Below are 18703 nucleotides of genomic sequence, written 5' to 3'. Positions count from 1 at the left end.
GCGAGTCCACCCCGGTTCACTCTCCTGCCGCACGCGCGCGGACCGGACTGGCCCGCCGGATGCCGTACGGCTGCATCCGTGTCTCGGCCCTTCGCACGTCCCAGGCCGCGCCGACCGAGGTGTAGCTGGTGAGTGCCGCGAGGAAAGCCGTGCGCGCCTCGTCGAGGCGGCGGTACTCGGCGAGCAGGATCGCGGCGTCCTCGCTGGCCCGAGCGTGCTTGAGCATCCGACCGGCGGATTCGTAGTGCGTGGCGGCGCCGAGGATCGCGTCCGGATCCGCGGTGACCAGGCCCCGGCAGTGCGCGGTCGCCGCGGTGTGCGACGGCGGAGTGTCGTATCCGCTGGTGTCGCCCATCAGCCGCAACGCCCGGAACGCGTGCGGCTGGTCGCCGAGCTGCATGGCGAGCCGGGCGAGGTCGGGCAGCCACTGCTGGCGCGCCGCGGGCGGGTAGTTCTGGTCCAGCAGCGGGAGAAGCGCGGCGAGAGCGGCTTCCGGGTCGCCTTCCAGCTCGGCGAGCTGGGCGCGCGCGGCGAGCAGGTAGTCGCCGCCGTTCGGTTCGAGACCGTGCGGGAACTGGTGCCGGGCGGCCGTGTCGAGATGCGCGCGCGCCTCGTCCGGTTCGTCCCGGTGACTCGCGATCAGCGCGCCGACGCCGTGCACCAGCAACGCCGATCCCGGGCTGCGCAACACATACGACGCGGTTTCGGCACCGCCCCGGATCACCGTGTCGAGTTCGGCCAGCGCCTCGCCCCAGCGGCCGCGCCAGTAATAGTGCACCGCGCCGGCCAGGTGCATCTCGCCGGGCACCGCCCGGGTCGCGGCCAGCCGGCGCGCGGTGCTCAGGTCGGCGTCGTTGTCGAGCCCGTCCAGCACGCCCAGTTCGGACAGATCCGGCGCGGCCGCCTGATGGTCGACGGCGAACCGCTCGATGGTGACGCGCAAGGTTTCGTGCCGCCCGCGCCACATCTCCGGCACCTTCGGATCGGCCAGCGTGCGGCGGACTTCCGCGGAGGCTTCGGCGAATTCGCCGCGGCGGTAATAGATGTAGGCGAGGATCCAGCGCATTTCCGCGGCCTGCCTGCTGTCCTGGGTGCGCGCGACGACCGACCGCGCCTCCGCCTCCGGCTCCCGGCCGAGCCAGAACAGCAGCCGGGCGAGCGTGGCGGTGAGCGGTTCGCGGGCCTCGGCGGGCAGCACGGCCTGCTTGACCACCTGTTTGAGCAGATCCACCGCGGTCCGCGGCGACTGCGCGGCGACCGTGCCGATGTGCTCGACCAGCCAGTTCGCCACCCACGGATCCACCTGCGCGGGCGCGGCGGCCAGTTGTTCGGCGACGCGTTCCGCGCCCGCACCCGCTCCATCGAGCGCTTCGGCCAGCTGCCGGTGCAGCGCTACGCGCATCGCGGCTGGCGTCTTCTCGTACAACACGCGGCGCAGCAACGGATGCCGGAACGCGAGCAGATCACCGGACTCGACCAGCACCCCCGCGGTGAGTGCCTCCTCGACCGCGGGGACGAGCGCGGTCGGCGCGCGTTCGGTGGCGATCGCGATGTCGGCGAGCGAGAACTCCTTGCCCAGCAAGGCCGCCCAGCGCAGCAGGTCGCGCGCCGAGCTGGAGAGGAAGATCAGGTACAGCGTGATTCGCGAGCCGAGCGGCGACGGGATCGAACGGCACGAGGAACCGTCGACGATCGCGTGCGCGCCGTCGAGCAGGATCATCGAATTGGCGAGCAGCGTCTCGATGATTTCCGTGGCATAGCGCGGGTTTCCAGCGGCGTGACTGAGCAGCAGCGAGAACATCCGGTTCGGCGGCGCACCGGTCAGGTCGGCCGAGAGCTTCCGGATCTCGCTGTCTGGCAAGGGTTCCAGCCGCAGCAGCGAGGTCGCGCCGGACGACAGGTCCGCGGCGAGCGCTTCGAGCGCGGCCGAGCGGGGGAGCGGACGGCTCGCTCCGACGAGCAGCAGCGGCAGCCGCCGGGTCTCGCGCGCGAGATGCTGCCACACCTGCAACGTGGTTTCGTCCGCCCACTGCAGATCGTCGACCACGAGCGCGAGCGGGCCGTCCGCGCACAGCTGCCGGACCAGTCCGAGAATGCCCTGGACGGGATCCAGCTCCGGGTTCTCGGCGAGCGCCACGGCCAGTTCCGCGCGGCGCAGGTCCGAGGCCCGCGGGTGCACGCCGAGCGCGTCCAGCAGCGGACGCAGAGCAAAGCCCTGGTCGAGCGAGTCCGCGGCGGCGAACAGCGCGGGGTACCCGGCTTCGTGTGCCAGCGCGACGGTTTCGGCCAGCAGCGCGGTCCGGCCGATTCCCGGTTCGCCCTTGACCCACACCGAACGGCCGAGGCCGCCGCCGAGACCGGCGACGGCCTCGCTGAGCAGCTGCAGCTCGTCTTCCCGCCCGGCAAACGTCGCCGGACGCGGCGGCAGCACTGGCAACGGGAAGCGCGGAACCTTCGTGACTGGCGCGGGCGCGACCGCTTCGTCGGCGGCCAGCAGCTTTTCGTACAGCTCCCGCAGCGCTGGACCCGGCTCGGTGCCGGACGCTTCGATCAGCCGCTCGCGCAGCTCGGTGTAGACGGTGAGCGCCTCGTGATGCCGGCCCGCCTGGTCGAGTGCTCGCATGAGCAGTCCGTGCAGCGGCTCGCGGAACGGGTGTTCCGCGGCGAGCTCGCCGAGCTGCGCGCCGAGCCCGGCGGACTCGCCCGAGTCCATCGCCAGCTCGGCCCGGCGTTCGACGGTCGCCAGCCGGAGTTCCTCCAGCCGCACCCGCTGCGCGGTGGCGTAATGCCCGGTGAGACATTGCAGCGGCGTGCCGTCCCACTCCGCGAGAGCCTCGTCGAGCACGCTCCGCGCCTCGGCCCGGCGTCCCTCGGCGAGCAGCCGGTTGCCGAGGTCGCGCAGCGCGCTGAAGCGGTGGACGTCGATCCGCTCCGGATCGACGCAGAGCGAGTAGCCGGATCCGGTGGACGCGATCAGCTGCGATTCGGCGCCTTTGCGGCGGCCAGGTTCGAGCACGCGGCGCAGGCCGGAGATATAGGTGTAGATGCTCCCTTGCGCACTGGCCGGGGGTGCGTCGCCCCACACCGCGTCGATGAGCACTTCGCGGGAGACGGTGCGGTTCGCGGAAAAGGCGAGTACCGCGAAGATTGTGCGCCGATGAGCAGAACCGAGGTCGAGCTGCCGGTCGCCGAGCCAGGCTCGCACCGGTCCGAGCAGCTGGATTTCCGGCGCCGGGACGCCGCCGGATGCCGACATCGGTCTCCCTTCACGCGCTGACGGATCGTCACACGCCGGATGCCACTGGTGAGCTTACGCCGAAAAGGTGACGTCGCGGGACCGCTCCGGGTTGCTTTTGCCGGTCTTGTCCAGCGAATTGTCCGCCTGACAGAGTCGCGGGGGAGGCCCGGCGGTGAACGCCGGGCAAACCGGCCGGGCGGTCCGGCAGGCACACCTGTCCCGACAAAGGGGCATCGGCCGCGCTCCCCGGTTTCCGAACGGGAATCCCTGCGGCAGCCTCGATGAGGAACCCGCGCGCTCGATTCGCGGCTTCGGCGCGGCGACGGTGAGGAGGAGGCGTGGACCCGGTTCCGGCCCCGGCGAGGGCGAGGTTCGCGGCGGCGATCGACGCGGCGAACGCCTGTTTCGGCACGGTGAACAGCGAAATGGCGGCGCTGCAGGCGTCGTGGCGCGGCGAGGCGGCGGTGCGGTTCGGCCAGGCGATGAACGATTGGGAGCAGCAGTTCGATCGCATTCTGGCAAGTCTGGCAGATCTCGTGGACGGCGCGCGCGGTACGGCCGCGTCCACCACCGCAAAGTGCTCAGATGAGCGCGTGCGGTGCGCCGATCACCGATGAGCGGCGACCCCGGCTTCGACCAGGCCGCCGAGGTGCTGTCCCGGATCCGCCGCACCACCGGCGACCTCGGCGCGGTGCTCGCCGAACTGGAGTCCGCGGTGGAACCCGAGGTGGCCGGCTGGCCCGCCGCGGCGCGCGCTCGCTACCGGGAGGCCAAACGGGAGTGGGCCACCGCGCTCGACCGGATGCCCGAATGCCTCGACCGGGCGGCGCAAGCGTTCCGCGAGATCTCTTCCGAAGACCCGAAAAGAGGCCGCTGAACAGGGAAAACCCCGATTTTCTTCACCGGCCTTCACCAGCACGCCAGAAAACGTGAAGTCTCGCCCGGCACAGTGGGTCCAGGCAATGTGGAGGGGGTAGTCGTGAAGCTCGTCAAGGTCGCAGTGCTCGCCTCGGACCCGATCACCCGGGCCGGAGCCGCGAGCCTGCTGGGTTCGCGCCCGGAGCTGGTCATGGTCGGCCAGGACGCGGCGAGCCAGGCGGACGTGGTCCTCGTGATGGAGGAGCACGTGACCGACCGGGTGCTGTCGCAGGTGCGGGACCTGGGCAGGCAGTCCGAGCAGCTGACCGGACCGCATCTGGTGATCGTGGTCGACCATTTCCGCGAGAGCGACCTGATGACGGCGGTCGAGTGCGGGGTCGTCGCGATCCTGCCGCGTCGCGAAACCGGCGGCGGCGAACTGGTCGCGGCAGTGCTGGCCGCGGGTGACGGCACCGCGACGCTCCCGCCGCGGCTGCAGGGGGCGCTGCTCGCGCAGGTGCAGCGGATGCGCCGCGACGTGCTGGAGCCGAACGGCCTCACGCTGTCCGGCCTGGCGTCGCGCGAATGCGACGTGCTGCGGCTGGTCGCCGAGGGCTACGGCACCGAGGAGATCGCGACGAAGCTCTGTTATTCGGAGCGGACGGTCAAGAACGTGCTGTACGGCCTGATGACCCGATGCGGTCTGAACAATCGTGCGCACGCCGTGGCCTATGCCCTGCGCGCAGGCGCGATCTAATCTGCTGATCATGGTGCAGACGGCGGTAGAGATCGCCCGCGGAGTGCGGGCAGGAGAGCTGGACCCGGTCCAGGTGACCGAGGAAGCTCTCGCCCGGATCGCGGCAGCGGACGGCGTCGTCGGCGCTTTCCGCCGAGTGCGCTTCGCCGAGGCCCGAGCCGAAGCCGCCGAAGTCGCGGCCCGCCCGGACCTGGCTTCGCTGCCCCTGGCCGGCGTCCCCGTCGCGGTCAAGGACGTCACCGAGGTCGCTGGCGAGTACCTGGGCTGGGGCTCGGAAGCGGGCCCGCGCGAGGCGGCGGCCGCCGACGGTCTGATCGCCACCCGCCTGCGCGCGGCCGGCGCGGTCATCGTCGGCCTGACCCGCGTGCCGGAGCTGTGCATCTTCCCGACCAGCGACGACCCCGCCGGGATCGCCCGCAATCCCCGCAACCCGGCCTTCACCGCAGGCGGTTCCTCCGGCGGCAGCGCCGCCGCGGTAGCCGCGGGCCTGGTCCCGATCGCCCACGGCACCGACGGCCTGGGATCCATCCGCCTCCCCGCCGGAATGTGCGGAATCGTCGGCCTGAAACCGGGCCGGGACGTGGTCTGGGAAGAGAACCCAGGCTGGTTCGGCCTCTCCACCCACGGCCCGCTGACCACGACGGTCGCCGACGCCGCCCTCCTGATGTCCGTCCTGGCCGACCGCCCGGAATGGGCAACGACGGCGACTTCGGGCCCCTTGCGCATCGCGACCTCCACCCAGGTCCCGTTCACGCGCGCCCCGCTGTCTCGCCCGCTTCGCGCCGCCGTCGAGCAGGCAGCCGAACTCCTGTCGGCCGGCCACTCGGTCACTTCCGCGACCCCCGCCTACCCGCTCCGCGCCCTGGGCGGCCTGGTCGCTCGCTGGCTCGCCGGTCCGGCCGAGCAGGCCGTGGGCTCCTTCGACCTGTCCCGCCTCCAGCCCCGCACGCGAACCCACGTCCGGGTAGGCCGTCTGACCGCACGCCTGGTCAACGACCGCGCCCGAGACGAATGGGAGGCGATCGCGGCGCAGTTCTTCGAGTCCCACGACGTGCTGGTGACCCCGACGTTGGCGACGCTGCCGCTGAAAGCCCGCCGCTGGCACCGCGAATCCTGGCTGGCGAACGCGGTCCCGTCATCGAGAGTGGCGTCGTTCACCGGTCCGTGGAACCTCGCCGGATACCCGGCGCTGTCCGTTCCGGTGGCCCGGCATCCCGTCCATGACCTGGCGATGTGCGTGCAGTTGGTCGCTCGCCCCGGCGGGGAGCCGGTGCTGCTCGGGCTGGCGGCGGAACTGGAATCGGCGAACCCCTGGCCGCGGACGGTCTAGGGGGGCCTGCGGTCCGTGAGGGGAACCCTGAGGGAATCAGAGTCCCTGAAGGTGGCTCTCATGGACTTGGCCTGGGCGCACGTTGGCGGGCAGCGCGACTACTAGCGCGCGCCGCGAACCCCTGAGGGCGGGCCAGCTTCGCGCGGTGGTCCGTTGTTCCTTCCAATCTGCGTGTGGAAGGCCTGCTCGGATAGCCGCAGCTGACTGCCCGCCACCCCGTCGTCCGGGCTGGCGGGCTTACTGCCGGTTGCGGCTCAGCTGCTGGGCTTGCCCGCCGCCTGCGGCTGGGACTTCGCGCCGTTGCTCGTCGAACCGTTCCCGTTCTTCGCGCCGTTTCCAGCCGAGCTTTCCGTCGCCCCACCGCTCCCGGACGAGCCGTTCCCGGTCGTGGCCTTGGCACCCGAACCGTTCCCGCTCTTCGGCTTCGGCGACGGTGCGGCCTTCGGCTCAACGGGCCCCGGCGAGGGGTCCGGCTGGGCCGGGTCGTCGCCGCCGACCAGCTTCGACGCGGCGGGCAGCACCGATTCCGACGGCAGCGCCGTCAGCAAGTTTTCGCTGCGGCCGAGGACCTCGTCCGCCATCGCCAGGTTCTTGCGGGCCTGTTCGCGGATCTCGGCGAGCCGCTCCACCTTCCGTGTCGCCGCGGTGGTGCGCTGGGCCGCCTGCGTGGTCGCCTCGTCGAGACGGCGCTTGGCCTCCGCCGTCGCCTCCTCGACGCGGCGGGTCGCCTCCGCGGTGGCTTCCGAGATGCGGCGCTCGGCCTGGTTCTTGCTGGCTGTGCGCTGGTCAGCGATCATCTTTTCGTGCGCGGTGCGCTCGGCGGTGATCTTCGCGTCGAAGTCGCGCTCGATCTTGCGGCGCTTGCGCTCGGCTTCGTTGTCGAGGAGTTCCCGGCGCTGCGCCGCCTCGACCGTCAGCCGCTGCACTTCGGCGCGGGTCTCCTGCAGCGCGGCCTCGTGCTCCGAGTGCAGCGCTTCGGCCTGCTTGTCCAGCTCCTCGACCAAGCGGTGGTACCGCTCGCGCAGCTTCGTGGACGCCTCGGTGGACGACGCCCAGTGCTTCTCGGCCGCCACCTGCGCGCGCTTGGTGATCTCCTCGGCCCGCGCGTTCGCGAGCGTCACGGTGCGCTGCATCCGCTCGTCCAGGTCCTCGAGCCGCTCCGGCGGCTTCATCAGTTCCTCGACCCGCGACTGCAGCTTCGACACCTCGCCGCGCGTCGTCTCGAGTTCGCGCGACAGCGTGGCGACCTGGGCGGCCGCCGCGTCGCGGTCGGTGATCAGCCGGTGCAGCTGGCCTTCGAGGTGGTCGAGGTACTGCCGCACCTCGGTGCGGTCGAAGCCGCGCCAGGCTTCGGTGTACTCGCGCCGCAGCGGGAGGAGGCCGTTGTCTCGCTCGGGAACCATGCCCACGACCGTACCCGCGCACCTGGCGTGCGTGCCGCCAGGAGTGGTGAATCACCGCCCCGGGTCGATTCTTCGCGGCGATCTCGCCTGAACGGCCTCACCCGCCGCGCGAAGCAGTCACTACCAGTGGAACCCGCGCGACAGCCGGGCCAGCGCCATCGCCGCGCGGGACAGGTGTTTCTCGCCCCGCCCGATCTTCAGTTTCCCGCTGCCGCCCGCCGCCGCGGAGTCCGGGAAAATCCGGAATCCCTGGTACGCGATCGCGTCGGTGAGCCCCGGCGCGAGCGTGTAGGTCAGCCCGATCGCCTGGCCCGCCGGGGTGCCGATGTGCTTCGGACGCTGGATCAGCGCTTTCAGCACCATGTCCGCCGCCTGCTCCGGCGATTTCGTGGGGAACGCGTCGTAGATCTTCGTCGGCCGGATCATCGGCGTGCGCACGAGCGGCATGTGGATGGTGGTGAAGGTGATCCCGTCGCCGTGCGTTTCGGTCGCCGCGATCCGGGAGAAGTAGTCCAGCGCGGCCTTCGACGCGGCGTAGGCGGAAAACCGCGGCGCGATTCCCTGCACGCCGATCGAGGAAACGTTCACGATGTGCCCGAATTTCCGCTCCGACATGTGCGGGAGGACCGCCAGGATGAGCCGCACCGCGCCGAAGTAGTTGATCGCCATCGCGCGCTCGTAGTCGTGCATCCGGTCGTAGGACAGCTTGATCGAGCGCCGGATCGAGCGGCCGGCGTTGTTCACGAGCATGTCGATCCGGCCGTGTTCGGACAGCATCGCGTCCACGGCCTTGCGCACCGAATCCTCGTCGGTGAGGTCCGCCGGGTACACCGACGCGGTGCCGCCCGCCGTGATGATCTCGTCCCGCACTTCTTCCAGTTCGTGCTGCCTGCGCGCGACCAGCAGCGGCACCCCGCCCGCCGCGGCGACCTTCAGCGCGGTCGCCCGGCCGATGCCCGACGACGCGCCGGTGATGATCACCCGGCGGCCGTCCAGTTCGCCGCGCGGACCGTGCTTGCGCGCGCGGAACGGGTCGAGGTGTTCGCGCCAATAGCGCCACAGCGTCGCGGCGTATTCCTCGAGCTGCGGCACCTCGACGCCGCTGCTGGCCAGCGCCTTCCGCGTTTCCGTCGACGCGAACACCGACGGGAAAGCCATCGTTTCCAGCAGCACCGGCGGAATGCCGAGCCGCTCCAGCACCGCGTCGCGGGCGATCGTGAACCCCGGAATGTGCTCGCTGAGCTTGACCAGCCCGACGATTCCCTTCGACACCTTGTCGCCGAGCTGCACGGTGATCGTCGGCGCTCCGGCGGCGCGGGCGAACGCGTTGTAGACCGCCACCACCGGCTGCGGTTCGGGGTTGACGAGGTGGAAGGCGCGGCCGTCGAGACCCGGCGTGGTGACCAGTTCCAGCAGCGCCTTCGCGACGTAGTCGACCGGAACCACGTTGGTGTCGCCCAGATCCGGCCCGGCGGACGGGATGTCGGGCAACCCGGCGAGCCTGCTGATCGCGGGGAAGAGGTAGTACGGGCCGTCGATCTTGTCCATCTCGCCGGTCTGCGAATCGCCGACCACGACCGCCGGCCGGTACACCCGCCAGGGCACCTCGTGCTGGTCCCGGACGAGCTTCTCGGCCTCGAACTTGGTGCGGTGGTACGGCGTGATCAGCCGCTGGCCCACGTCGAACATGTCCTCGGTGAACAGTCCTTCGTGGTCGCCCGCGACGGCGACCGACGAGACGTGGTGCAGACACCCGGCGTTCAGGTCCGCGGCGAGGTCGATGACGTTCTGCGTACCGTCCACATTGGCCCGGATGCTGGTTTCGTCGTCGGCGGTGATGTCGTAGAGCGCGGCGAGGTGGATGACGTGGTCGACGCCGCGCAGCGCCTCCCGGTCCGTTTCGGACACTCCCATCAGCGGTTCGCCGAGGTCGCCGGTCACCAGCGTCACGCGGTCTGGATGCGGCCATCCGTCGACGAGCGCGGCCAGCTTCTCCCGCGACGACGCGCGCACCACCAGCGCGACCCGTTCCACCTCCGGCCGGGTGAGCAGCTGCCGGGTGACCTGGCGCCCGATCAACCCGGTCGCGCCTGTCACCAAGAACGTCGCCATCTCCATCACCCTCCGCCGTGCCGCCGCCTGGACCCATGGGCATTCTGCTGCATGGACGCCGCCCTGACCACAACGCGGCAGGGTGAGGTTACTCGCAAGTAACTTAGTGTCCGCAGGAGGTTCCGCAGGTGGCAGCGGATTTCCGCGAGCGACGGATCGGCCAAAAACTGCGCGAATGGACCCCTCGCGCGGTTTTAGCGGGTCACGAGGGGACCCCTCACTCCGGGTCCGCGATCACGACGCGGTTCTCCTCGTACCCGTCGCTCCCGCCGATCCAGCGCCCGCCGCAGGTCACCAGGACCACCCGGTGCGGACCGGCCTGGCCGAAGAGATCGTCGGCGCGGCCCGGCAGATCGTTCTTGTGCACGGTGACCAGCTGCGAAATCCGGTACCGGCTCGTCTTGCCCGCGCGGTCCACGATCGTCACCACGCCGCCGATGCGCTCGCTCCACAGTTCGGAGAACGGCCCGGTCGCGCCGCGCCAGTTCACGTGGCCCGCGAACACGCTCGCGCCGCTGACCGCTTCCAGGTCCGCGCCCCACCACGCCGCCTGGCCGATGTCCGACGGCACCGGCAGCGTGCTGCCCGGCCCGAGGTCCTGGCGCACCATCGCCGCGGTCCCGCCGCCGGGCAGCCGGATCGTGCCCGGCGCCTGCGGCCCCGGTTCCGGGGCTTGCCGGTGCTCCGCGGGCGCGGCCGGCGGTGCGGCCGCCGAACTGCTAGGCGGCACCGCACTGCTCGACGGCGGTGGCGCGGGAGCCAGTTGCTGCGGGGGTGCGGCCGGAACCGCGGCGGTGACCGGGGACGCGCTCCCGGCCACCACCGTCGTCGGCGGCGAACTGATCACGACCGTCGCGAGTTCCACCGCCAGCACGCTTGCCGCGCCGAGCACGAACCCACCGACCAGCCGTCCTTTTCCGCTCATTGCCCTTACTGCTTTCGCTTACCGCCGGGCCGACCGCCGAGCGGCGAACCCGACCAGCGCCGAACCGACGAGCACCAGCGCCGCGAGACCCGCGATGCCGCCGGTGGAGAAGCTCGTTTCGACCGTGCCCTTGGCCATTGTCACCGGCAGGTCGCCGGCGGGGATCGCGTGCGGCACTTCGTTCGGCGTGTTGGCCACAGTCAGCGCAAGTGTGCCGCCCGGCGCCAGCGATCCGCACGCGGCGGGCGGGTTGTTCGGGTCGAACGCGTTGGTGTAGCCCGGCGGCGCGTTCACCTCGACCACGCAGACCTCCTGCGGGGCCAGCAGATTCTCGACGGTCGCGGTGCCGTTGTCGCCGCTGGTGGTGACCACGGCGGGCTGGCCGTCCGGCCCGGTGAGCGGCTTGCCGTCCTGGCTGGTGGCCGCGGTCTTGCGGTCCTTGCCGGTGACCCGCAGCGTCGCGCCGCCGATGCCCTTGCCGGTCTTGGCGTCGGTCTTGGTGACCTGCACCTTGCCCGGCTTCGCTACCGCGACCACGCCCTGCGCGGTCAGTTGCTTTTCCCCGCCGGTGCCGACGACGCTCTGGATTCCGTCCGTGGTCTTGACCGGGTTCTGCACCTTCGGCTTGTCGGCGGGCGCGGACAACGACGCGACAAGCTTCGGCTGGTAGCCGGTCGGCGTGACCTTCACCGTGACCGTGCCGTTGGCCTCGGTCTTCAGCGTCGTGTCTTTCTGTGCGGCCTGCGGCGCGGAGTTCCCGGAGGAAGAGTCCGAAGCCTTCTCCGTGTCCGACTGCTTGTCCGCTTGGCCGATAGTCCCGTCGGTGGCGGTCAGCTTCACCGGAACGTCCGGAATGCCTTTGCCCTCGGAGTTCTTCACCGTGACCGTCCAGGTCGCGGGCTGGCCGATGTGCTGATCGCCCTTCGGCGCGGTGACTGACGCGGTCCACGGGCCGCGGTTCGCCTTGGCCTCGGCCTTCATCGTGGCCACATCCTTGGCGGCTTCCGGGGTGAGGAGCTTGAAGTACTTGTCCTCGGGATAGGCCGCCTTGTTCGGGGGTGTGCCGAAGTCCGTGTCGCCGGGCGTTTGCGTCGGAGCCGTCCACGAGTGCAGCAGGTGGGCCAGCGCGGCGGCCTCGTCGTCATTGGAGGTGGTGCCGTAACGCAACAGCAGGTACGAGATGTTGCCTGCGATGTCGGGCTCCAGCGGCTTGCCCCACTTCGTCAGCAGATCTTGACCTGGTTGGTACTCCTCGTCGCTGTCCGGTGCCTTCAGGTGGAAGCTGACGCAGAACACGTCCTTGCCGCCCACCTTGTAGGAGCCGAGCCAATCCTTGTACGTGACGCCGTCTGCCTCTTTGTGCTCGATGTTTCGGCCGTGGCCGGTGATGGCGTCGGCCGAGGCCGGAGCAGTCCCCAGCGCGGTTACGGAGAGTGCGCCGAGCAGCGCGGTCGCGACCAGCCCAGTAGCCGCGCGCCAGCGAGCGCGCGGGCGTGAGATCCACCCCATGGTGTGTTGGCTCCTTCGACGTGCCCGCCGACGCCGGAACGACGTCTTCGCAGTTCACCTGATCGAATAACTCCCCGACGCGCGTTCGGTCACTTCCCGGACACGCGATGTGAAGGTTCGCGGGTCACCATGGGGGTTGTCTAGAGACCATCGGGTGACCTGCGGTGAACGGTCGTGACCTTCATCGCCTACGGTGGCCGTAACGGGGGTCGTCCCACCCGCGCGGGTGATGAGTAAAATCGGCTTTACCCGAACGGGAACCAGCGAGCCGCCGCGGTCGTTGAACCCGATGCAAGGTGCCATAAAGTCCAGGAGGACAGGTGCGTTCCAGCAGCAACCCGGCGTTCCGCAATCTCCCGCGCGGCGCGGCCGCGACCGGGCAGTACGGGCCGAACGTCGGCTTCGACCAGCCCTACGGCCAGCCGCAGGGCCAAGGCGGCGTCCCGGGTTACGGCCCTGGCCAGATGGGCACCGCCTCCGCCGACCGTCCGATGACGGTCGACGACGTCGTCATCAAGACCGGCATGTCGCTCGGCGTCGCGCTCGTCATCGGCGTGCTCACCGCGGTCTGGGCGCAGACCCAGCTCGTGCGCGATTCCCTCGGCAGGCTTTCGCCGAGCGGTCCGCTCCTCGGCGCGCTGATCGGCGGGCTCGTGGTGGGCCTCGTCGTGTCGCTGGTCATCATCTTCAAGCAGAAGCCGAGCGGTCCGCTCACGCTCGTCTACTCCGGTGCCGAGGGCCTGTTCCTCGGTGCGCTCAGCGGCCTGTTCGAGGTGTTCCTGCCGGGTATCGCCCTGCAGGCGCTCATCGGCACCGCGGGCGTGTTCGTCGCGATGCTGGTCGTCTACAAGACCGGCGCGGTGAAGGTCACGCCGAAACTCACCAAGTGGATCGTCGGCGCGGTCGCGGGCGTGGCCATCCTCATGCTGGTCAACCTGGTCACCGCGGTGTTCTTCGGCTTCAACCCGCTGCGCGACGGCAGCCCGCTGGCCATCGTCTTCAGCCTGGTGGTCATCGGCATCGCCGCGTTCAGCTTCCTGCTCGACTTCGACCAGGCCGACAAGATGATCCGCGCCGGCATGCCGTCGAAGTGGGCCTGGTACGCCGCCTTCGGCCTGATGACCACGCTGGTGTGGCTGTACCTCGAGATCCTGCGTCTGCTGTCTTACCTGCGCGACTAGCTTCTCGCGCAGGTTTCCCGGGAAGGGGCGCTCCGCGTTACGCGGAGCGCCTTTTCTGGTTTCTGCCTCGAAGCTCTGCGAGCCCCCGCGGCCGTCGTGTTGGATGTGCCCGGTCGGAATCTTTCTTTCGGGTTTGCGAGGCATCACGTGAGCGTTCCCCCGCACGGGCACGGACCGCAGCCGGGCTACGGCCAGAACGGCCCGTCGCCGTTCCAGCAGCACTACGGTCCGAGCGGGATGCCGCCGCGGCCGGGTCCGAAGCGCGCGTTCCCGACCCGGACCGTGGTGCTGATCGCCGTCGCGGTGGTGGTCGTGGCGGCGGGGGTCGTCATCGGCTTCTTCAAGTTCGGCAACTCGACCAGCAACACCCACGCCAGCGACTGCATGCACATCGAGAAGTCCGGCTCGACCACGACGACGAAAACCGTCGACTGCGCCGACCCCGCGGCGAACGTCAAGGTCGCGGTCGTCCGCGCCAACCGGAGCGGCACCTGCCCGCGCGGCGACTACTACCGCTACACCACCGGCGGCAAGAACCACCGCGTGCTCTGCCTCGTTCCCAACGTGCGGCAAGGGGATTGCCTGGCCGGGCTCCAGACCGCGACGACGACCTACCGCAAGGTCGCGTGCACGGACCCGCGGAAGAACGCGGAAATCGTCAAGCTGGTGCCCGGCGCGAAGGACCGCTCAGCGTGCGAGGGCAGCGGCTCGACCGCCGCCCGCTGGTACTCCGACCCCGCGGAAGCGATCTGCGTCAAGAGCTGACCGGGGCGGTACAAAGGGGCCGTCCGGACGCCCGGTTTCGGCCGTTCGTCGCACTCCGTGAGACAGGCTGCGTCCGGGGCGCACGGGGACCTAACGTGGATTGCCGCCCGCCGCCGGGCGGGCCCCGTTCATCCCCGACACCCCCAGGAGACGTGGTGGCGACCACCGATTCCCCTGTCGACGAGCGAAAACTGCTCGATTTCCCCACCTCCTGCGCGGCTCCGGCGCCTCAACCGGAGGAGCCGGTCAAGGTCGTCCCGCTGGCCGTCGCCGCAGTGCTCGCGGTCGGCCTGACCGCCTACGTCTGGGCCGCGCACGGCGCGAAGTTCGGGGTCCTGCTCGTGCTGGGGCTGGCGCTCGGCCTCGCGCTTTTCCACTCCCGCTTCGGGTTCACGTCCGCCTGGCGGCAGCTGATCGCCGTCGGCAACGGCCAGGGACTTCGCGCGCACACCCTCCTGCTCGGCACCGCCGCGACGCTCATCGCTCTCATCTGCGGCACCGGTGCGGGACTCTTCGGCAGCAAACCGGTGCCGGTGGCGAACGTCGGGCCGATCGGGCTCGCGTTGTTCGTCGGAGCCACGCTGTTCGCGATCGGCATGCAGCTCGGCGGCGCGTGCGCGTCCGGGACGTTGTTCGCGGTCGGGGCCGGGCAGTCGACAATCGTGCTGACCCTCGGCGGGTTCATCACCGGTTCGGTCCTCTACACCTGGGGCTACCCGCTTTTCACCGGCTGGCCGCAGGTTTCCGGATTCCTGCTGGCCGACCACGTCGGCTGGTTCGGTTCGTGGGCGATCACGATCGCGGTGCTCGCCGCGATCGTCCTCGCGACCCGGGTGGTGCAGAAGCGGCGCGTGCCGCCGCCGGTCGACACGGTGCCGACCGCGCGCGGGTTCGCCCGGATCTTCCGCGGCTCCTGGCCGATCCTCGTCGGAGCCGTCGTGCTCGGCGTGCTGGCCGGCGCGGTGTACCTGGTTTCCGGCGGCATCTGGGGCGTCACGAGCGCGTTCAGCCTGTGGGGCGCGAAAATTCTCCAGGTGTTCGGGCTGCACCCGGAGCAGTGGGAGTTCTGGCAGCTGAAGGCGAACGCGACGTCGCTGTCCAAGCCGATCTGGCAGGACAAGACGAGCCTCACCGACATCGGCATCATGATCGGCGCGTTCGTCGCCGCGGCGGCCGCGGGCGCGTGGAAGATCCACAGCTCGATCCCGTGGCGTACCGCCGTCGCCGCGATTCTCGGCGGAATCCTGATGGGCATCGGCGCGCGGCTGGCGAACGGCTGCAACATCGGCGCGTACCTCGGCGGAATTTCCGTCGGCAGCCTGCACGGCTGGCTGTGGGGCGCGTTCGCGCTTTTCGGCACGTGGATCGGGCTGAAACTGCGGCCGTTGTTCGGTTTGGGCAACCCGGTGCGCACAGACAGTATCTGCTGACCCGAGCGGGGGGCTTTTCGCAGGTCATGGCGACCGCGCGAAAAGTCCCCACGTGTTCGGCCGGAAGCGAAAATGGCTGCGTCGCCGCTTGCCGCTCGGCTAGTCTGGAGCGCGCGCAAGGGGGAACCGCGGTCGTACTGTCGCGTCGCGGGCTTGCGCATCACCACTAACAGATGGGGTTCCGCATGTCCGCACCCGCGACTCCGGCCGCGCCGGATGCCGGTGACAAACTCGACCGGGGAGTGCTGAAGGTCGCCTCCGTGGTGGTGCTCGGCGCCATCATGGCGATCCTCGACACCACCGTGGTCAACGTCGCGCTCCAGAAGCTCACCATCCAGTTCGCCACGTCCTTCGACACCATCCAGTGGGTCGCGACCGGCTACATGCTGGCGCTGGCGACGGTCATCCCGGTCACCGGATGGGCGTCCGACCGGTTCGGCACGAAACGGCTGTACCTGCTCGCGATCGGCACCTTCCTGATCGGCTCGATGCTCGCCGGGCTCGCCTGGAACGTCGAATCGCTGATCGCGTTCCGCGTCGTGCAGGGCCTCGGCGGCGGCATGCTGATGCCCGCGGGCATGACGATCCTGACCCGTGCGGCCGGTCCGCAGCGGATCGGCCGGGTGATGGCCGTGCTGGGCGTGCCGATGCTGCTCGGCCCGATCTGCGGCCCGATCCTGGGCGGCTGGCTGGTCGACGCGGTGAGCTGGCGCTGGATCTTCTACATCAACGTCCCGATCGGGCTGATCGCCTTCCTGCTCGCGCTGCGGCTGCTGCCGAAGGACGAGCCGGAACCCGGCAACCGGTTCGACTTCCTCGGCATGCTGATGGTGTCGCCGGGCCTGGCCGCGCTGATCTTCGGCGTTTCGCGGATTCCGTCCACCGGCACCGTCGCCGACCTCGAGGTGTGGCTGCCCGCGCTGGCCGGGATCGTGCTGCTCGTCGCGTTCGTGCTGCGGGCGCGGACCATGGAGCACCCGCTGATCGACCTGAAGCTGTTCGGCAACCGCTCGTTCTCGGTCGCGATGATCACCATGGCCGTGTTCTGCGTCGGGTTCTTCGGTGCGATGCTGTTGCTGCCCACGTATTTCGTGCTGGTGCGCGGCGAAACCGCGTTGAACGCGGGACTTTTGCTCGCCCCGCAGGGGCTGGGCGCGATGCTGGCGATGCCGATCACCGGGCGGCTGGCGGACAAGATCGCGCCGCGCCGGATCGTGCTGCCCGGCCTGGTCCTGATCGTGCTGGGCATGGTGGTGTTCACACAGGTCAGCGCGACCACGCCGTACTGGCAGCTGCTGGCCGCGCTGTTCGTGATGGGCGTCGGCATGGGTTGCACGATGATGCCGATCACCTCGGCCGCGCTGCAGACGTTGCGGTCCAAGGACATGGCGAAGGCCTCGACCGCGACGAACATCCTGCAGCAGACCGCGGGCGCGATCGGGTCCGCGGTGATGTCGATCATCCTCGCGGCGCTGCTCGCCGGGAAGTTCGGCGTCCCGACGAGCCAGGGCCAGCTGGTCGCCACCGCGGCGACGATGAACCCGGCCACCCACGACGCCGCGGCCCGCCTCGCGGGCGAGTCGTTCGCGACGACGTTCCTGTGGGGCACGATCCTGCTGGCGCTGTGCCTGGTGCCCGCGTTCTTCCTGCCGAAGAAGCGCGTGGTGCCCGCGGCCGCGGAGTCCGACGAGGTCGCTCCGCCGGTGCTGATGCACTGACGCTCCACGGAAAAGGGCTGCCCGCGATCATCAGCGGGCAGCCCTTTTCTTTGCGCGGCGGGGAAAGCACCCCAGCACCGAGTGGCTCTCTCCGCTCCCGGACGTTCATCGCGCCTTTTCGTCGAACGGCGTCGTGAGTGGCAGTCGCGGTTCAGAACCGCGATCGCCACTCCCGAGCGCTCAGGAAAGCCGCTCCAGCACCATCGCCATGCCCTGCCCGCCGCCGACGCACATCGTCTCCAGGCCGAACTGCTTGTCGTGGTGCTGCAGGGAGTTGATCAGCGTCGAGGTGATTCGCGCGCCGGTCATGCCGAACGGGTGGCCGACCGCGATCGCGCCGCCGTTGACGTTCAGCCGGTCGAGGTCGATGCCAAGGTCGCGGTAGGACGGGATGACCTGCGCGGCGAACGCCTCGTTGATCTCGACCAGGTCGATGTCCGAAATGGACAGACCGGCGCGGGACAGCGCCTGCTTCGACGCCTCGACCGGGCCGTAGCCCATGATCTCCGGCGACAGCCCGGTGACACCGGTGGACACGACGCGCGCCAGCGGCGTCAGGCCCAGTTCGCGCGCCTTCGTGTCGGACATGATCACGACAGCCGCCGCGCCGTCGTTGAGCGGGCAGCAGTTGCCCGCGGTGATCCGGCCGTCGGGGCGGAAGACCGGCTTCAGCCCGGACACGCCCTCGATCGTGACACCCGCGCGCGGCCCGTCGTCCTTCGACACGACGGTGCCGTCCGGCAGCGTGACCGGCGTGATGTCCTTGGCCCAGAAACCGTCCGCGATGGCCTTCTCGGCGAGGTTCTGCGACCGCACGCCGAACTCGTCCATCTCCTCGCGGGTGACGCCCTTGAGCCGCGCGAGGTTCTCCGCGGTCTGGCCCATCGCGATGTAGACGTCCGGAAGCTGCCCGTTCTCGCGCGGGTCCTGCCAGCTGTCCGCGCCGGACTCGGCGGTGGCCTTGGTGCGCGCCTCGGCGTCGGCGAACAGCGGGTTGTGGGTGTCCGGCCAGGAGTCGGAGCTGCCCTTCGCGAACCGCGACACGGCCTCGACGCCCGCTGAGACGAAGACGTCGCCCTCGCCCGCCCTGATCGCGTGCAGCGCCATCCGGGTGGTCTGCAAACTGGAGGAGCAGTACCGGGTGATCGTGCAGCCGGGCAGGTGGTCGTAGCCGAGTTCGACGGCCACCGCGCGGCCCATGTTGAAGCCGGACTCGCCGCCGGGCAGGCCGCAGCCGAGCATCAGGTCGTCGATGTCGGCCGGGTCCAGCTGGGGCACCTTGTCCAGCGCCGCGCGCACCATCTGCACGGCCAGGTCGTCGGGGCGCATCCCGACGAGCGAGCCCTTCCCGGCGCGGCCGATCGGGGAGCGGGCGGTGGAGACGATGACGGCTTCGGGCATGACAGACACATCCTCGGGTCGGCGGCACTAAGCGGTTGCTCACCATCTTGCCGCGTCCGGCGTCCGTTCGAAAGCC

General features: G+C 70.3%; 14 protein-coding genes. 8 read left to right on the top strand and 6 right to left on the bottom strand.

The annotated features are described in order from the left end of the window. Positions 1 to 16: 16 nt before the first annotated feature. Complete coding sequence (locus BM362_RS13795; protein ID WP_067575815.1) at positions 17 to 3256, bottom strand: ATP-binding protein; 3240 nt, start codon at positions 3254 to 3256, stop codon at positions 17 to 19. Between the two features lie 320 nt (positions 3257 to 3576). Here BM362_RS13795 and BM362_RS13790 point away from each other — a divergent pair, with 320 nt between their 5' ends. The 4 genes from BM362_RS13790 (at position 3577) to BM362_RS13775 (ending at position 6183) form a co-directional block, all read left to right on the top strand. Continuing rightward, the gene (locus BM362_RS13790) at positions 3577 to 3855 is read left to right on the top strand and encodes a WXG100 family type VII secretion target (protein WP_067575817.1); all 279 of its coding nucleotides are present in this window, start codon (positions 3577 to 3579) and stop codon (positions 3853 to 3855) included. Next, positions 3852 to 4115: a hypothetical protein gene (locus BM362_RS13785; protein WP_167545283.1), complete on the top strand. Its 264-nt coding sequence runs from the start codon at positions 3852 to 3854 to the stop codon at positions 4113 to 4115. Before BM362_RS13790 ends, BM362_RS13785 begins: the two co-directional genes overlap by 4 nt. 102 nt (positions 4116 to 4217) lie before the next feature. Continuing rightward, entirely contained in the window at positions 4218 to 4853 is a 636-nt protein-coding gene (locus tag BM362_RS13780; RefSeq protein WP_067575820.1) for a response regulator transcription factor, read from the top strand. A gap of 10 nt (positions 4854 to 4863) precedes the next feature. Then, complete coding sequence (locus BM362_RS13775; protein ID WP_093573326.1) at positions 4864 to 6183, top strand: amidase family protein; 1320 nt, start codon at positions 4864 to 4866, stop codon at positions 6181 to 6183. Between the two features lie 254 nt (positions 6184 to 6437). On the opposite strand, the gene BM362_RS13770 is transcribed toward BM362_RS13775, so the two are convergent. The 4 genes from BM362_RS13770 to BM362_RS13755 form a co-directional block, all read right to left on the bottom strand. After that, positions 6438 to 7586: a coiled-coil domain-containing protein gene (locus BM362_RS13770; RefSeq protein ID WP_067575823.1), complete on the bottom strand. Its 1149-nt coding sequence runs from the start codon at positions 7584 to 7586 to the stop codon at positions 6438 to 6440. A 120-nt stretch (positions 7587 to 7706) separates the two neighbouring features. Continuing rightward, entirely contained in the window at positions 7707 to 9698 is a 1992-nt protein-coding gene (locus BM362_RS13765) for an SDR family oxidoreductase (RefSeq protein WP_067576532.1), read from the bottom strand. Between the two features lie 217 nt (positions 9699 to 9915). Further along, the gene (locus tag BM362_RS13760) at positions 9916 to 10623 is read right to left on the bottom strand and encodes a class F sortase (protein WP_093573325.1); all 708 of its coding nucleotides are present in this window, start codon (positions 10621 to 10623) and stop codon (positions 9916 to 9918) included. An 18-nt stretch (positions 10624 to 10641) separates the two neighbouring features. After that, complete coding sequence (locus tag BM362_RS13755; protein WP_093573324.1) at positions 10642 to 12132, bottom strand: MSCRAMM family protein; 1491 nt, start codon at positions 12130 to 12132, stop codon at positions 10642 to 10644. A 320-nt stretch (positions 12133 to 12452) separates the two neighbouring features. Between BM362_RS13755 and BM362_RS13750 the strand changes: the two genes are divergently transcribed. The 4 genes from BM362_RS13750 (at position 12453) to BM362_RS13735 (ending at position 17226) form a co-directional block, all read left to right on the top strand. After that, positions 12453 to 13313 carry a Bax inhibitor-1/YccA family protein gene (locus BM362_RS13750; RefSeq protein WP_067575829.1) on the top strand — a complete coding sequence of 287 codons (861 nt, stop codon included), beginning with the start codon at positions 12453 to 12455 and terminating at the stop codon, positions 13311 to 13313. Between the two features lie 147 nt (positions 13314 to 13460). After that, positions 13461 to 14078: an LppU/SCO3897 family protein gene (locus BM362_RS13745; protein WP_198545136.1), complete on the top strand. Its 618-nt coding sequence runs from the start codon at positions 13461 to 13463 to the stop codon at positions 14076 to 14078. Between the two features lie 152 nt (positions 14079 to 14230). Then, complete coding sequence (locus tag BM362_RS13740) at positions 14231 to 15508, top strand: YeeE/YedE family protein (RefSeq protein ID WP_369805798.1); 1278 nt, start codon at positions 14231 to 14233, stop codon at positions 15506 to 15508. A gap of 185 nt (positions 15509 to 15693) precedes the next feature. Further along, on the top strand, positions 15694 to 17226 hold the full coding sequence (locus tag BM362_RS13735; RefSeq protein ID WP_067575835.1) for a DHA2 family efflux MFS transporter permease subunit: 1533 nt from the start codon (positions 15694 to 15696) through the stop codon (positions 17224 to 17226). Between the two features lie 180 nt (positions 17227 to 17406). On the opposite strand, the gene BM362_RS13730 is transcribed toward BM362_RS13735, so the two are convergent. Next, positions 17407 to 18627: an acetyl-CoA C-acetyltransferase gene (locus BM362_RS13730; protein WP_093573323.1), complete on the bottom strand. Its 1221-nt coding sequence runs from the start codon at positions 18625 to 18627 to the stop codon at positions 17407 to 17409. Between the last annotated feature and the right edge of the window lie 76 nt (positions 18628 to 18703).

Source organism: Amycolatopsis rubida (genome assembly GCF_900115345.1).
Classification (GTDB): domain Bacteria; phylum Actinomycetota; class Actinomycetes; order Mycobacteriales; family Pseudonocardiaceae; genus Amycolatopsis; species Amycolatopsis rubida.
Note: the sequence above shows the minus strand (reverse complement) of the source record. Positions and strands in the feature narration are given on the sequence as shown.